The organism is Micromonospora sp. NBC_00617, assembly GCF_045161355.1.
Taxonomy (GTDB): Bacteria; Actinomycetota; Actinomycetes; order Mycobacteriales; family Micromonosporaceae; genus Micromonospora.
The window spans coordinates 416,141-431,012 of the sequence record NZ_CP107751.1 but is presented as its reverse complement, the minus strand read 5'-3'; the positions used below and the strand labels follow the sequence as shown (position 1 = coordinate 431,012).

Sequence of the window (14,872 nt, the reverse complement as noted above, 5' to 3'; positions counted from 1 at the left end):
CGGAGGCGACATGCACACGCTCCGTACCACGTCCCGTCGGCTCTTTGCCGGCGCTGGCGCGCTCCTGCTCGGCACCGCCCTCGCCGCCGCTGCGGCGGCCCCGGCCAGCGCGGACACCGTCGGCTACGTCCGCCTCGCCCACCTCTCCCCCGACACCCCGGCGGTCGACGTCTACCTGGCCGCCCCCGACGCCGCGAAGCCGAGAGTGTTTCCGGGCGTCGGCTATGGCGTGGTCTCCGACTACCTCCAGTTGCCCCCGGGGCGGTACGCGGTGGCGATGCGCGAGGCCGGCGCACCCGCCAGCGAGCCGCCGGTGCTCACCACCGAGGTGGCGGTGACCAGTGGCGGCGCGTACACGGTGGCCGGTGTCGGTCGGCACGCCGACCTGGGGCTGCGGGTGCTCACCGACGATCTGAGCGCTCCCACCCAGGGCCGGGCCAAGGTGCGAGTCGTGCAGGCGTCGGTGCGGACGCCCGTTCTCGACGTGGCCGCCGCCGACGGGCCGACGATCGCCGACGGCGTGCAGTTCGCCACCACCACTGACTACCAGCAGGTCGAGCCGGGCACCTGGAAGCTGCGCCTCACCGGCCCGGGCGGCCCGAGCACCGACGCCGAGGTGCGGCTCACCGGCGGGGCGGTCTACTCGCTGCTGGTGCTCGACGACAAGCAGGGCGGGCTCACGGCCGAGCTGCGCCGCGACGCCGAGGGCGGCACCGTCGTACCGGCCGGCGGCGTGGACACCGGCGCGGGCGGCACGTCCGACGCCGGCCTCGGCGCGTACCCCCTGGTGGCCGGCGGGTTGGCCGCCGTGGCCGGCGCGGCGAGCCTGCTCCTGTGGCGCCGGCGGCGGCGCACCACCTGGTGAGCATCGGGCCCGCCGCCGCCATCCGGCGGCACCGCGACCGCCGGGCGCCGCTGGCCGCGCTGGTGGCGGCCGGCGCGGCGGTCTGCCTGGCCGCCGGCACCGGGGTCGGGCTGGCCACCACCGGCCCGCCGTCGCCGGTCGCAAGCTGGTACCCCGGCTGCGCCGACGGCTGCCCGTCGGTGGCCGCGCCGCCGCGGCCGGCCGGTCCACCCACGCGGGTACGCGTGCCGCGCATCGGCGTCGACTCGGAGCTCACGGTGCTGGGCCTGGACCGCGCGGGTGTACTCGTTCCGCCGGCCGAGTTCGACACGGCCGGCTGGTACGGCGGCGGCCCGGCACCCGGCGACACCGGCCCGGCCGTGCTCGCCGGGCACCTGGACTCGCGCAGCGGCCCGGCGGTCTTCGCCCGGCTCGATGAGCTGCGTCCGGGTGACCTGGCCCAGGTGTGGCGCGGCGGGCGGTGGCTGTCGTTCCGGGTGACCGGATCGCTGCGTACCCGCAAGGACCGGTTCCCGACGGCCGTGGTCTACGGTCCGACGCCCGGCGCGGAGCTGCGCCTGGTCACCTGCGGGGGCGACTTCGACCGGCGGCGCGGGCACTACCGGGACAATGTGGTGGTGTTCGCGGTCGCCGACGGCTGATCAACTCGGCGTGCGGGATGTCGGGCTGTCCGGCTCGCCCCGATACCCCGGATTCCCGGATCCCGAGTCGATCACCGCCGGGCCGGACCGGGGTCAGACCGGGCAGGACCGGCGTCAGACCGGGCGGCGGCCGGCGAAGCCGCACTCGGCGCGGTGGTACCAGCGCACGTCGGAGTCGCCCTCCAGCCAGCACCAGAGCACCGCACGGCCGGCCCGCTCGCCGGGGAAGTCGAGCAGCACCGGCGCGATGCCCTTGACCTGGATCTCGTGCTGGTGCAGCTCCTCGACGACGGCGTGCAGCCGGGCCTCCAGCCCCTTCACCTCGGCCAGCCCGCCGAGCGCGCTGACGCCGTGGTCGGCCAGGTCGACGCGCAGCTCGGCGAGGTCGGCGCGGAGCCGGATCAGCTCGTCGACACGCGGCTGCAGGGTGGCCACCAGGTGCCGGGCCTGGGCGAGTGTGAACACCGCGCCAGTATGCACCGTCCCACCATTGCCAGAGCTCCTGGCGGGCACCTATCAGCAACCGTACCGGCTAGCTTCGGACATCCGACAAGCCCCAATAAGGGACTTGAACGGGTAAGTGCAGGGCTGCGGGTGTGGGAGCTGTGGACAGGGGTGTCACTTGCCGCTGCGCTCAGGTATACAGAGTTCTCCTCGCGGAGCAGCCTTACATTCTCGGGAAATCCGTCGGTGCAACGGAGGCTCACTGGCATGAGCGATGGTTCGTCCCCCACCACGTCCCCAACTCTTCGGTTCTTGTTCCGCTACCGCGATCTGGTCGCTGACACACTGCCCGAGCATCGTGCCGTCCTGCAGGAGCGGGGGTGGTGCTGGTGGGGATGGTGGAAGCGGCCCAACGAGCCTGGCCGGCTGGAGATATGGCGGGCTCTGGAACAGGAGACGCGTGCAGGGCAGCGGGTGCTGATTGGACTGTTCCACTCCGGTACGGGCAGCGTCCATCCGGCATCCGTCGAGCGGGTAGTCGTCCCGCAGGCCGACGATCTGGGTAACTATGTTTCGCTCAGTCCGCCCACCGCCGAGCATGATGGCGTTCCTCGGTACTACCGATCGAGTCGGCACAGTCGGGGCTGGTTGCGGCTGGTGGCCTTGGCCGAGGAGCCGATCGAGTTCTTTGGGAAATTCTCGTTCGCCTCGGCGCCGCCGTTGCCGCACCACCCGGCGAGCCAGCTGGAGCGGCTCGTGGGCAAGCGGATTCTAGACGCCGACGAGCTGCGCGCGATGGACACCACCATTTGGGAAATCCGGTCGGCCCAGCCGGGCGATTCCAATGAACGGTTCCTGGCCGCGTCGCAGCGTGAGGACGGCGCGTTGTCCGCAGAGCCGATCGCCTGTCCGGGGCCCTGGCTGCTGCACCTCACCGATCCGCACTACGCGACCGGCCGGTTCCGTCCCGAACATCAGTGGCGGCTGGAGACCGAGGACGGGGCGACACGCCCCACCATGGTTGATGCAATTTCGAACGCGCTCGCTCATCACCAGCGATCAGTCGGAGCGGTTCTCGTAACGGGCGATCTCACCTACGTCGCCGCCCGCGAGGAGTTCGACGCGGCTCGGGCCGGCCTCTTCAAGTTGACCAACGGACTCCTCGGCCTGGGCATGGAGCATCTCGTGGTCATTCCCGGCAACCATGACATCGCGTGGACCCGCAGTGACTCCTACGACTACGGGGCACCGGTTGAGGTGGCGCCAGCCGAGGCCACCGCCAACTACCGGAACTTCTTCAAAGCACTCTATGGCTACCCGGCTTCACCCCACCTCTCAATGGCTCGCCGCTTTGTCTTCCCTGGCGGCAACCTCGTGGATGTCGCCGCGGTCAACTCCAGCTCTCTGGAACAGGGCCAGTCGTTCCTGGCAGGCATGGGTCGTGTGCAGGAATCCGCATATCGAGAGGTGACGAGCGCCCTGACCTGGTCGAGTCCCGGCTCAGCCCTACGAGTGCTCGCGCTGCACCACCATCTCGCGCTGACCGAGGACCTGGAGTCGTCCGATGAATACGCCACCGGTTTCGGGATCGCCATCGATGCGCCCCGGATCCAGCGCATGGGCGCTCGCGACGGGGTACATCTCGTCGTGCACGGCCACAAGCATCGCGCGTTCGTCTGGCGAGCCGAGGCGTACCATCTCCCGGAATACAGCAACGAGCGCTGGGAGTTGGGGCGCTTCAACATCGTGGGCGGCGGAAGCAGCGGCTCGAAATCGTCAGACGGGCGGCGTAACTTCTTCAACCTGATCAGGATGGCCGGCCCGGTCGTGGAGTTGGAGATGTACCGGAGTCAACACGAAGGCGCGTTCGAACGCTTCATGACCTGGAGGGCACCCTTGGCCACTGGCACAGACGGCCGGCTGGAGATCGCTCCCTGGCAGGTCGTCTCTTCATGACCGCCCGACGCCCGCGCGTAAACGCTCTCATCCTCGACATGGACAACACGTTGTACGACTGGGTCGCTTACTTCGTGCCTGCGGTCCGAGCAATGGTGACCGAGGCCGCAAAGCTCCTCGACATGTCCGAGGATGAGCTGCGTGGCGACCTCCAGGCCGTACACCGCAAGCACGGCAATACGGAGCACCCGTTCGCGCTGCTTGAGACCACCGCCGTCGAGCGCCACCTTCCCGGCATGAGCCAGCGGGCACGACACGAGTACCTGCTGCCCGCCTTCGCCGCATTCAACGAAGTCCGACGACACCACCTTCGCCTCTACGCAGACGTTGAACGGACCCTCCAGGCCATCAAGTCAACAGGTTGTCGCATCGTGGGCCACACGGAGGCCAAGGATGTGAACATCAGCAGCCGAGCACGCGCGCTCGGGCTGGAAGCGATGTTGGAAGCCGTTTACGCGCCTCAGTTCATCGGACCACCGCACCCTCTGGGCGTCGATCGGCCATCGCCCCCTACCGCGATCGAGGTTCGTGTACTTCCGCCGACAGCACGCAAACCCAACCCCGACATCGCCCGTCGGATCGCCGAGCAACTCGGCGTACCGCCCAACCGCTGCCTGTATGTAGGTGACAACCTGAGCAAGGACGTCGTAATGGCCAAACGAGCGGGAATGTTCGCAGCGTGGGCGCGTTATGGCACCCACCACGACCCCGGGCTCTGGCGTGACCTGGTCGCGCTGTCCCACTGGGACCCCGCAGCCGTCAGCGCCGCAGAGAAGACGAGTGACGACCTGACCCGCTTTGGGCCTGACGTCACGTTGGACGCCTTTCACGAATTACCTGGGCACTACACATTCGCGGCGGACCCGGGATCTCGGCGATCTCAGTTGGCGTCCAATTGTCGGGCAGGCGGGTCCGCCGAATGAGCGAACCCGGCGCCGGGCTGGGTCGCTGACGGGGACCACGCGCTTCGCCGGTTCAGATCACCAATGTTGCTTCGAAACTCGCTGAGCCACTCGCCAGTCTCCGCCTCGACCAGCTCGGCTGTGCGCAGCACAAGCGTACGGATCAGTTTCTCACGGCGTCGTATCGCTAGATCCACCTCGTCGTCATCATGTGCGGTACTCAAGTCTGCGGTTGCCCAGTCCAACCTGAACTCGGTGAGTGCCCGCTGAAGCGCCTGCACGGTGGCGATATCCCGCATCCAGGCGGACGACAGCCCAAAAAAATGGTCGAAAGCCAGACAGCCACCCGCCATGGCGAGGAGGACATATCCCCAGCTGGCGCCACGGCCAGCGCTGGCCGCGCTAACCAGTGGTACGACACCTCCGGCGATTCCCAGCAGAATGGCGCATCCGCGCAGAATGCGGGAAGCTGTGCGGCGGATTGCCTTGTCACGCAGGTACCAGGCGACCGAATCCTCAGCCTGACCCTCCGCCCACTCACGCAGGCGCTGCAGGACAACCTCCGGCTGCTGCTCCGCGACCAGGACAGGGAACGGCCGGATGGTCATGTCTCGGCGGGGGGCACGACGTACTTCATGGACGCGGCCGTTGCCGGTTACCACGACTCCTCCGACCGTGTCAAACGGCGAGGGCCGCGCACAAACGTCAGATCGAGAATCGAAGGACGCTCTCGCCGCATACCAACAGCCCGCATCGCCAGGGCGCGGCGCTCAAGAGCAAACGCCGCTCCGGTAACGCGCGGACGTCAGTCGGCCTGGGCGGCCAGTTCGCGGGCGCGGTCCCGGGCGGCCTCCAGCGCGGCGAGCAGCGCCGCGCGTACGCCGTGCTTCTCCAGCTCGCGGATCGCGGAGATCGTGGTGCCGGCCGGCGACGTGACCGCCTCGCGAAGCTTGACCGGGTGCTCGCCGGAGTCGCGCAGCATCACGGCGGAGCCGATCGCGGTCTGCACGATCAGCTCGTGCGCCACCTGCCGGGGCAGCCCGAGCAGGATCCCGGCGTCGATCATGGCTTCGACCAGCAGGTAGAAGTAGGCCGGGCCGGAGCCGGAGAGCGCCGTGACCGCGTCCTGCTGTGACTCGGGCACCCGGATCGTCTGGCCGAGGGGCTTGAACATCTCCTCGGCCAGGGCGAGGTGTTCCCCGGTGGCGTACGCGCCCGCCGAGATGGCAGTCATCGCCTGGTCGACCAGCGCCGGGGTGTTGGTCATGACCCGGACCACCGGGGTGCCCTCGGGCAGCCGGCGGTTGAAGAAGCTGGTGGGCAGCCCGGCGCAGAGCGAGATGACCAGTTTGTCGGCGGGCACCTTGGGGCCGATCTCGTCCAGCAGCGCGGCGGCGTCCTGTGGCTTGACCGAGACCGCGAGCACGGCCGCCTCGTCGACGGCGGCCAGGTTGTCGACCACCCGGACGCCGTAGCGGGCGGTCAGTTCCTCGGCGCGGGCCGGGCGGCGGGCGGTGGCGAGCAGCCGCTCCACCGGCCATCCGGAGCGCAGCAGCCCGGAGAGCATCAGCTCGCCGATCTTGCCCGCGCCGATCACCGCGACCGTGTGCACCTCGGCTGACATCTCGGCCGTACCCCCTCGCGTCGGGTCGCGGCGCGGCGGGCCGTGGGCCCGATACGCCGCCGAACGTCGGGTGGCGGCGCGGCTGGGCCCGTGGCCCGCCGCGCCGCCTACCGTCGATCAGCTGCCGAAGAAGACCTCGGCCTCGGCGTACCGCTCCAGCGGCACGGTCTTCAGCTCGCGGGTGGCATCCGCGAGGGGCACCCGGACGATGTCGGTGCTCTGCATCGCGACCATCTTGCCCCAGTCGCCGTCGTTCACCGCGTCGATGGCCTGCAGGCCCAGTCGGGTGGCGAGCACCCGGTCGAAGGCGCTCGGGGTGCCACCGCGCTGGATGTGGCCCAGCACCACGGTGCGGGCCTCCTTGCCGGTCTTGGCCTCCAGCTGCTCGGCCAGCCACTGGCCGATGCCGCCGAGGCGGACGTGGCCGAACGAGTCCAGCTCCTGGTTGGCGAGCACCATCTGGCCGTCCAGCGGCTGGGCGCCCTCGGCGACCACGACGATCGGGGCGTACTGGTGCTGGAAGCGCTTCTCGACGTAGCCGGCCACCTGGTCGACGTCGAACTGCCGCTCGGGCAGCAGGATCACGTTGGCGCCGCCGGCCAGGCCGGCGTGCAGGGCGATCCAGCCGGCGTGCCGGCCCATCACCTCGACGACCAGGGTGCGGTGGTGGCTCTCCGCCGTGGTGTGCAGCCGGTCGATGGCCTCCATCGCGATGTTGACCGCGGTGTCGAAGCCGAAGGTGTAGTCGGTGGCGCCGAGGTCGTTGTCGATCGTCTTCGGCACGCCGACCACGTGCACGCCCAGCTCGTAGAGCTTGGTGGCCACGCCGAGGGTGTCCTCGCCGCCGATCGCGATCAGCGCGTCGACGCCCTGCTCGGCGAGGTTGTCCTTGATCCGCTCGACGCCGTTCTCGATCTTGAACGGGTTGGTCCGGGACGAACCGAGGATGGTGCCGCCACGGGGCAGGATGCCGCGGACGTCCGCGATGCCCAGGGGACGGGACAGACCCTCCAGCGGGCCCTTCCAACCGTCCCGGAAGCCCACGAACTCGTGACCGTAGGTGGCGACGCCCTTGCGGACCACCGCCCGGATGACCGCGTTGAGACCTGGGCAGTCGCCGCCGCCGGTGAGCACGCCGATACGCATGATCCGCTCATCCTCCTGGAGCATCAGGTGAAGCCCGATATGCCCCAGGTATGTGTCAGGTCAGACCATCGGCGCCATTGCCGGCCCGGGGCGGGCCGTCACTGCGAACTGTAGTCGGCGTACCTGCGCGATGACAGCGCGCCCCGGGAACCGCGGGTCAATAGGTCACCTCGCGGTTCTCGCCGGCCTCCGGCGGCTGGCCGGTGACGGCGGCCTTCGCAAACCCGAACAGATTGACCACGGTGCTGCTCGGCGAGTCCCAATACTCGGCGGAGCTGGCGTGCACCTTGATCAGGGTCAGGCCGGGCGTGTCCAGCCCGTCCGGGAACCAGGCCTTGAGCACCGGGTTCCACAGCCGCTGGGCGCGCTCGGCGTCGAAGCCCTCACTGGCGGTGCCCGAGACCGACACCCAGGCGTTGTGCTTCTGGTCCGAGAAGGCGACGTTGACCTCCGGGTTCACCCGGATCTGGCGCACCTTGGCGGAGTCGGCGTAGGCGAAGAACCACAGGTCGCCGTCGAACTCGGCCTCCTGCAGCCCCATCGGCCGGCTCACCTGCCGCCCGTCCAGCGCGATCGTGGTGAGCATGCAGATCCGTGCGGCGCGGACCAGCTCGGTGACCCGCGTCCGGGCCTCGACGATGCTGGTCGGATCGTTGCTCATGGCAGTCTCCCTCGGCTCGACTGGTCGAACCGTTGCCCGGGACAGAACCGGTCAAACCTGCAAAGGTACGACGACCGCTCAGCGCGCCGTCATCGTCCGCCAGCGGGCCAGGTTGTGCCGGGCGTCGACCAGGGCGTCGTGCCGAGCCGCGTCCGCGTCCGGCAGGGTCGGCCGGCCCCGGTCGTCCCAGAGCTGCCGCAGGTCCTTGGTGAACCGGGGGATCTCCCGGGGCAGCGCCGGCATCGCCCCCCAGAGCTGGGCGAGGACCACATGGTCGTACGCCGCGTACCAGGCCCACAGCTCCAGCTGCTCCCCCGGCCGGTCCCGGACCGGCTCCATGAGGAAGTCGTACAGGTCGTCACGGATGCGCTCCCGGGAACGCCAGGCACGGTCCGCCGGAGACGGCAGCCGGTCCAGCACGTTGCGTCGGACCCAGGGCACGGCTCGGGAGTCGTCGAACTCGGTGGAGACCGCGTAGAACTCGCGGCCGTACTCGTCGACGACACCGATCGACACGAGGTCGACGATCCGGCCGTCCTCGATGAACTCGCAGTCGTAGAAGTAGCGGTAGACCATTCCGGCCATCCTCGCCCACCGTCGGCCGACAGCGCCCGGCGGGGGCCGGTGCAGGGAGTACGCCGCAGCTCGCGACGGTCACGGAAGTGCTTCGAGGGGTGTACAGCAAGCGACCGGACCGTCATGATCTGATGTGTACCGCTACCGGACGCCGAATCGGTGTCAGTTCACCTTGTCAGGGCCATCAGGTTCACCCGGTGAGCGATTGTGTGGTCCAGGACCGGGGAGGGGTTGGGCCGTGGAGATGCGCCTGCCGGAGCCGGGTGACGCGCTCACGGGTGTCGAGATGTTCGCCGGGCTGGAGCCCGAGGTGCGCCAGCGCGTCATCGCGGCCGCTGTCCCGCGCACCTACCGCAAGGGTCAGTTGCTCTTCGTGGAGAACGACCCGGGCGAGTCGCTGATCGTGCTGCGCCGCGGCGCGGTCGCCGTCTTCCGCACGGCGCCGACCGGCGAGCGGGCGGTGCTGTCGGTGATCCGTCCGCCGGACGTGCTCGGCGAGGTCTCCCTGCTCGACGCCTCCACCCGGTCCGCGTCGGCCGAGGCCATCGAGGACTGCGCGGCGCTCGCCCTGTCCCGGGGCGCGTTCATGGAACTGGTGCACTCCAACCCACGCATCCTGGACGCGGTGATGCGCTCGCTGGGCGGCCTGATCCGTCGGCTCACCGAGCAGAACGCCGACCACGTCTTCCTCGACCTGCCCGGCCGGGTCGCCAAGACACTGGTCCGGCTGGCCGGCGAGAGCCAGGCCCCGATGATCACGATCGAGCTCAACCAGAGCCAGCTCGCCGAGATGGCCGGCGGTTCCCGCCAGAGCGTCAACCAGGCCATCGGCTCCTTCGCCAGCCGGGGCTGGCTGCGGACCGAGGGGCGCCGGATCGTGGTCACCGACGTAAACGCGCTGCGCCGCCGCGCCGGCATGAACGACCGTTGAGCGCCGCGAACGACCACTGAGCCGCGCCGCCGGGCTGGCGCGGCGCCGGCATGAACGACCGCTGAGCCGCACCGACGGGCAGCACGACACGACACGGCCGGGTCACCCGTGGGCGGCCCGGCCGTGTCGTCGCGTCACCGACGCGTGGTTCAGACTCCGGGGCTGCCCGGGCCGGCCCACTTGTTCGGACCCTTGCTGTCGCCGCCCGGGCCGTGGGACTGCTCGCTGACGATGCCCTCGGCCTGGAGCGTGGCGAGCGTGGCGGCGTCGACGTCCACCGACTCGCCCGCGGAGTGGTTGACCCCGTTGCCGTCGGTCCAGTCGCTCTCCAGCTTGACGTACACCATTGACCTGTCCCCCTCTGGTCGTTGATCGAAGATGTGGCGGACTGAATGTAGTCCGTCGGACCCATGGTGGACTGTCCACAAGCCAACAGGCCGGTACCTGACAGCCGCGCGGGCGGTGATACTCCCTGTGACGGGACGACGGGGGGCGTCGGCCCGGATCGCCATGGAGGGTGTGTCATCGCCGCGCAGTGTGGGCGCTGTGGACGAACGGCCGCCGACGGCGACCGCTTCTGCGGTGGCTGCGGTGCCGAGCTGGGTGCCGTCTGCCCGCACTGCCTGCGCCCCCTCGCCTCGGACGTCACGTTCTGCACGTCGTGCGGTTCTCCCCGGCCGGGCGCGGACCGGCCGGTCGCCGTCGCGCCGCAGGAGGACCGCCGCCGGGTGAGCGTGCTCTTCGTCGACCTCATCGACTTCACCCCGTACGTCGAGCGGGCCGACCCGGAGCAGGTCCGGGGCATGCAGACCGGCTTCTTCTCCGCGGCCCGCCGGGTCGTCGGCCAGTACGGCGGGGTGGTGGAGAAGTACATCGGCGACGCGGTGATGGCGCTGTTCGGCGCCCCGATCGCCACCGAGACCGACGCGCTGCGCTGCGTCCGGGCCGGGTTGGAGCTGCAACGGGTGCTCACCCGGTTCGCGCCCACCGGCAGCACCGAGATGCGGTTCCGGGTGGGGGTGGCCACCGGGGAGGCCCTCGTCGACGTGGCCGCCGCCCGCGACGGCGGGCAGGCGATCGTGGCCGGCGACGTGGTGAACACCGCCTCCCGGATGCAGTCGGTCGCGCCACCGGGCGGGGTGCTGGTGTGCGGCACCACGCACGCGCTGACCAGGGACACGATCCGCTACGAGGAGCAGCCCCCGGTCACCCTGCGCGGCCGGTCGTCGCCGACCGAGGTGTGGCTCGCGCTGTCGCCGCTGCGCCGCCTGCCGACCGACCGGGAGCCGGACACCACGCCGCTGGTCGACCGCGAGCACGAGCTGGGCATGTTGGTCAACGCCCTGCACCGGTCGCTGCGCGACCGGCTGCCGCAGGTGGTGACGATCTTCGGCCGGGCCGGCATCGGTAAGAGCCGGCTGCTGCGCGAGCTGTACCGGCACACGGGCCGGCTGGTCGACGAGCCGCTGACGTGGCGGACGGGGCGCTGCCCGCCGTTCGGGGAGAACGTCACGTTCGCCGCGCTGGCCGACATCGTCAAGACCGAGGCCGGCATCCTGGACACCGACCCGGCCGCCAGCGCGGCGCAGCGGCTGGCCGCCGCCGTGAGCGAGTTGGTCGGCCCGGGCGAGCGGGACCGGGTGGTGGACGCCCTGCGCCCGCTGGTCGGGCTGCCCGGCACGCCGCTGCCGGCGGAGGAGGCCGAGTCCGCGTGGCGGCGGTTCCTGCTGGCGTTGGCCGTCCGCCGGCCCACCGTGCTGGTCTTCGAGGACCTGCACTGGGCCGACGACGCGATGCTGCGCTTCGTGGAACTGCTCGGGGCGGCGGCCCGCGAGGCGCCGCTGCTGCTGCTCTGCACCGCCCGCCCGGAACTGGTCGACCGGGACCCGAGCTGGGCCGGGACCATCACCGGCTCGGTGACCATCACCCTGCCGCCCCTGCGCGACACCGGCATCGCCGCCCTGTACGCGCACCTGTTCGGCCAGGCGGCGTTCTCCGCCGACATGCTGACCCCGCTCATCGAGGTGGCCGGCGGCAACCCGCTCTACGCCCACGAGTACGTGCGGATGCTCATCGAACAGGGCGCGCTGCGCCAGTCCGGGCGGGGCTGGTCGCTGGACAAGCAGCTCGAACTGACCATGCCGGAGAGCGTGCACGCGGTGATCGCCAACCGGGTGGACCTGCTGGACGCCAAGGACCGCGCGGTGCTGCTGGCGGCCTCGGTGGTCGGGGTGCAGTTCTGGCCGGGCGCGGTGGCCGCCGCGCTGGGGCAGCCGGTCGAGTCGGTCGAGCGCGCGCTGCGCCGGCTGGAGCAGCGTGACTTCGTGCACGAGCAGGCCGCGTCGACGATGGCGGGGCAGGCGGAGTTCCGGTTCCGGCACGTGCTGGTGCGCGACGTCTGCTACCAGCGGCTGCCGCGCACCGAGCGGGTGGCACGGCACGAGCGGGCCGCGGACTGGCTCGACGCGCTGTCACACAGCCGCGACACCGACCTGGCGGAGGTGCTCGCCCACCACCGCTGGGCGGCCCACGAGATCGCCCGCTCGCTCGGCATGCAGGTTCGCCGGTACGCGGGGCCGGCGCGGCAGGCGCTGCACCGGGCGGCCCGCCGGGCGTACGCCCTGCACGGGCTGGACGCGGCGGCGAGCCACGCGGGTCGGGCGCTGGGCCTGGCCGACGACAGCGACCCGGTGGGCCGGCTCCAACTGGAGCTGCTCAGCACGGAGATCTCGTTCTATCGCGACGGCAACGCGTTCCTCTCCGGCGGCGGACCGGAGCAGGTGCACGCGCTGGCGGACCGGCTGTCGGCGCACGGCGACGACGCGTGTGCCGCCCGGGCGTGGACGCTGCTCGGTCAGGCGGCCTGGCTGCGCGCCGACCGAGGCGACGCGCTGGCCTGCCTGGATCGCGCGGTCCAGCTGTTCGAGCCGTTGCCGGACAGCCCGCAGAAGGCCGACGCGTACGCCGAGCTGGGCCGCCTGCACATGCTCAACTACGAGCGCGACCCGGCCGTGGCGGCGGCGGACACCGCGGCGGAGATCGCGGAGCGGCTGGGCCTGACCGAGGCGCGCACCAACGCGCGGATCACCGCGGCGACCGCCCGCTACCAGGCCGGTGACCGGGTCGGCCTGGACGAGCTGCACGCGATCGTCGGGTTCGCCCGCGCCGGTCAGCTGCTCGCGCTGCCCCGGGCCACCCAGAACCTGGCCTGGGCCATCCGCGAGGAGGGCGACTGGTTGCGCTCGAACGCCCTGCTCTCGGCCGCGCCGGCGCGTACGGCCAGCGGCCAGACGCTGACCACCAGCTATTCGGCCGAGGCGATGCGGGCCTGGTTCGAGGGTGACTTCAGCCGGTTGCTCGCCGCGGCGGAGGCGTTCGTGGACACCCCGACGGGCAGCTGGGACATGCAGGTGCGGGGGTTGCGCTGCTGTCTGCTGGTGCTCCGCGACGACGAGGACCCGGCCGACCTGGCCGACGCGCTGGACACCGCCCGACGCAGTGGGTTCCACCGCCTGCGGTGGACGATGTTGGGCATGGCGGCGCTGTGCCGGGCCCTGCAGGGCCGCGACGCCGAGGCGGCGGAGCTGATCGACGAGCTGGACCGGTCCTGGTCGGCGGTGCCGGCGCTGGCGAGCGGGGAGTGGATCGCCGCCGCCGCGTACGCCGCCGCCCTGGCCGGGCGGGACACGTCGGTGCGGGTCCGGGCGATGCTGGACCGGGTCGGACATCGCACGCCGTGGTCGGAGGCGGCGCTGCGGACGGTGACGGCGGCGGTGGCGGCGGCGGACGGCGACCACCGGCGGGCGGCCGAGCTGCACCTGGCCGCCGCCGAGACGTACGGCCGGATACCGGACGCCAGCGACCGGGTGCTGGCGCTGGCGTTCGCGGCGGCGGAGCTGACCCGCGCCGGCGACCCGGCGGGCGCCCGGGTGCCGCGGGCCGAGGTCCGCACTTTCGCGCTGCGCAACGACGCCCCGGGCCTGCTGGCGCTGACCGGCCGGCCGATCAGCCCGACCGGGCCGGCGGTGGCCTGCTGAGACGACTCAGGCGGGCACCGGCTTGAGTTTCTGCGCGTAGATGTCGACGTACTCGCGGCCGGAGAGCTCCATCAGCTCGTACATGATCTCGTCGGTGACCGCGCGCTCGACGAACCGGTCGCCGGCCAGCCCCGCGTAGCGGGAGAAGTCCAGCGGAGCGCCGAAGCGGATCCGCACCCGGTCGATCCGGGGGATGAGCGTGCCGGGCGGCTGGATCTCGTCGGCGTTGAGCATCGCCACGGGCACCACCACCGCGCCGCTCTCCAGCGCGAGCCGCGCGACCCCGGTCTTTCCCCGGTAGAGCCGCCCGTCCGGGGAGCGGGTGCCCTCGGGGTAGATGCCGGCCACTCCCCCGGCGCGCAGCACCCGCAGCTGGGTGTCCAGGGCGGCGCGGGCGGCCTGGCCGCCGGAGCGGTCGACCGGAATGGTGCCGGTGCCCACGAAGAACAGCTTGGTCAGCCAGCCCTTGATCCCCTTGCCGGTGAAGTACTCGGCCTTGGCCACGAAGGTGACCTTCCGCGAGATGATCAACGGGGTGAAGATCGAGTCGGAGAAGGAGAGGTGGTTGCTGGCCAGGATCACCGGCCCGGTCGCCGGCACGTGGCGCAGACCCTCCACCTGCGGGCGGAAGATCAGCTTGAGCAGCGGACCGAGGAGAACGTACTTCAGCAGCCAGTAGAGCACCGGCGTCCTTTCCCGTGGTGGGCCCGCGACAGCGCGCCATGCCGGGACACCGCCGTCGCCGTCGAGCCTACGAAGCGAGCGCTCCCACCACAACGGACGAACGACCGTCGTCCCGCACACCACCGGTGACGCTGGTGCTGCCGCTTCACATGGCAGCGCCGGCCAGACCGAAGGGTGTGGCGAGAACCGCCGCGAACAGCAAATCCCACGACGACGGCCAACAGAGCCATCGGAGGGACCTGAACCCGCCGTCCGTGGGCGGATCCCTTCCGGCCTGACAGGCGGGCCAATCGCAGCCGGGTCGGCTTCTCTGCCGCGCCACCCGGAAGCACGATCCAGCCCCAACGATCTGCGACCGCAGCCCGCAACCCGCAACCCGCTCAGACCGGCACAGAGCGCAGCGAA

At 71.2% G+C, this 14,872-nt stretch carries 14 protein-coding genes; 6 read left to right on the top strand and 8 right to left on the bottom strand.

Annotated elements, in window-relative coordinates; all coding sequences use genetic code 11:
- Nucleotides 1–10: 10 nt before the first annotated feature.
- Complete coding sequence (locus OG505_RS02055; RefSeq protein ID WP_405430574.1) at nt 11–865, top strand: DUF4397 domain-containing protein; 855 nt, start codon at nt 11–13, stop codon at nt 863–865.
- Nucleotides 835–1,506, top strand: a complete 672-nt coding sequence (locus tag OG505_RS02050; protein WP_405430573.1) for a class F sortase — start codon at nt 835–837, stop codon at nt 1,504–1,506. Before OG505_RS02055 ends, OG505_RS02050 begins: the two co-directional genes overlap by 31 nt.
- Nucleotides 1,507–1,620: 114 nt before the next feature.
- On the opposite strand, the gene OG505_RS02045 is transcribed toward OG505_RS02050, so the two are convergent.
- Entirely contained in the window at nt 1,621–1,971 is a 351-nt protein-coding gene (locus OG505_RS02045; protein ID WP_234586913.1) for a DUF2203 domain-containing protein, read from the bottom strand.
- Between the two features lie 291 nt (nt 1,972–2,262).
- Between OG505_RS02045 and OG505_RS02040 the strand changes: the two genes are divergently transcribed.
- Both OG505_RS02040 and OG505_RS02035 read left to right on the top strand, forming a co-directional pair.
- Nucleotides 2,263–3,906 carry a metallophosphoesterase family protein gene (locus OG505_RS02040; protein WP_405430571.1) on the top strand — a complete coding sequence of 548 codons (1,644 nt, stop codon included), beginning with the start codon at nt 2,263–2,265 and terminating at the stop codon, nt 3,904–3,906.
- Nucleotides 3,903–4,829, top strand: a complete 927-nt coding sequence (locus OG505_RS02035) for an HAD family hydrolase (RefSeq protein ID WP_405430569.1) — start codon at nt 3,903–3,905, stop codon at nt 4,827–4,829. Before OG505_RS02040 ends, OG505_RS02035 begins: the two co-directional genes overlap by 4 nt.
- Here the strand turns inward: OG505_RS02035 and OG505_RS02030 are convergent.
- From OG505_RS02030 to OG505_RS02010, 5 genes are all read right to left on the bottom strand, one after another.
- Nucleotides 4,787–5,416, bottom strand: a complete 630-nt coding sequence (locus OG505_RS02030) for an SLATT domain-containing protein (RefSeq protein WP_405430568.1) — start codon at nt 5,414–5,416, stop codon at nt 4,787–4,789. The genes OG505_RS02035 and OG505_RS02030 overlap by 43 nt on opposite strands.
- Nucleotides 5,417–5,613: 197 nt before the next feature.
- A complete protein-coding gene (gene proC / locus OG505_RS02025; RefSeq protein WP_357496744.1) occupies nt 5,614–6,432 on the bottom strand; it encodes a pyrroline-5-carboxylate reductase in 819 nt (272 codons plus the stop codon).
- A gap of 117 nt (nt 6,433–6,549) precedes the next feature.
- Nucleotides 6,550–7,578 (bottom strand): 6-phosphofructokinase, encoded by a 1,029-nt coding sequence (locus OG505_RS02020; protein WP_030488920.1) that lies wholly within the window; start codon nt 7,576–7,578, stop codon nt 6,550–6,552.
- Between the two features lie 157 nt (nt 7,579–7,735).
- Nucleotides 7,736–8,239 (bottom strand): pyridoxamine 5'-phosphate oxidase family protein, encoded by a 504-nt coding sequence (locus OG505_RS02015; RefSeq protein WP_405430566.1) that lies wholly within the window; start codon nt 8,237–8,239, stop codon nt 7,736–7,738.
- A gap of 78 nt (nt 8,240–8,317) precedes the next feature.
- Nucleotides 8,318–8,815 (bottom strand): polyadenylate-specific 3'-exoribonuclease AS, encoded by a 498-nt coding sequence (locus OG505_RS02010; RefSeq protein WP_405434335.1) that lies wholly within the window; start codon nt 8,813–8,815, stop codon nt 8,318–8,320.
- A gap of 238 nt (nt 8,816–9,053) precedes the next feature.
- Here OG505_RS02010 and OG505_RS02005 point away from each other — a divergent pair, with 238 nt between their 5' ends.
- Nucleotides 9,054–9,746 (top strand): Crp/Fnr family transcriptional regulator, encoded by a 693-nt coding sequence (locus OG505_RS02005; protein WP_405430564.1) that lies wholly within the window; start codon nt 9,054–9,056, stop codon nt 9,744–9,746.
- Between the two features lie 149 nt (nt 9,747–9,895).
- On the opposite strand, the gene OG505_RS02000 is transcribed toward OG505_RS02005, so the two are convergent.
- Nucleotides 9,896–10,093, bottom strand: a complete 198-nt coding sequence (locus OG505_RS02000; protein WP_405430562.1) for a hypothetical protein — start codon at nt 10,091–10,093, stop codon at nt 9,896–9,898.
- Between the two features lie 63 nt (nt 10,094–10,156).
- Here OG505_RS02000 and OG505_RS01995 point away from each other — a divergent pair, with 63 nt between their 5' ends.
- On the top strand, nt 10,157–13,783 hold the full coding sequence (locus OG505_RS01995) for an adenylate/guanylate cyclase domain-containing protein (RefSeq protein WP_405430560.1): 3,627 nt from the start codon (nt 10,157–10,159) through the stop codon (nt 13,781–13,783).
- A gap of 6 nt (nt 13,784–13,789) precedes the next feature.
- On the opposite strand, the gene OG505_RS01990 is transcribed toward OG505_RS01995, so the two are convergent.
- Nucleotides 13,790–14,467: a lysophospholipid acyltransferase family protein gene (locus OG505_RS01990; RefSeq protein WP_405430558.1), complete on the bottom strand. Its 678-nt coding sequence runs from the start codon at nt 14,465–14,467 to the stop codon at nt 13,790–13,792.
- Between the last annotated feature and the right edge of the window lie 405 nt (nt 14,468–14,872).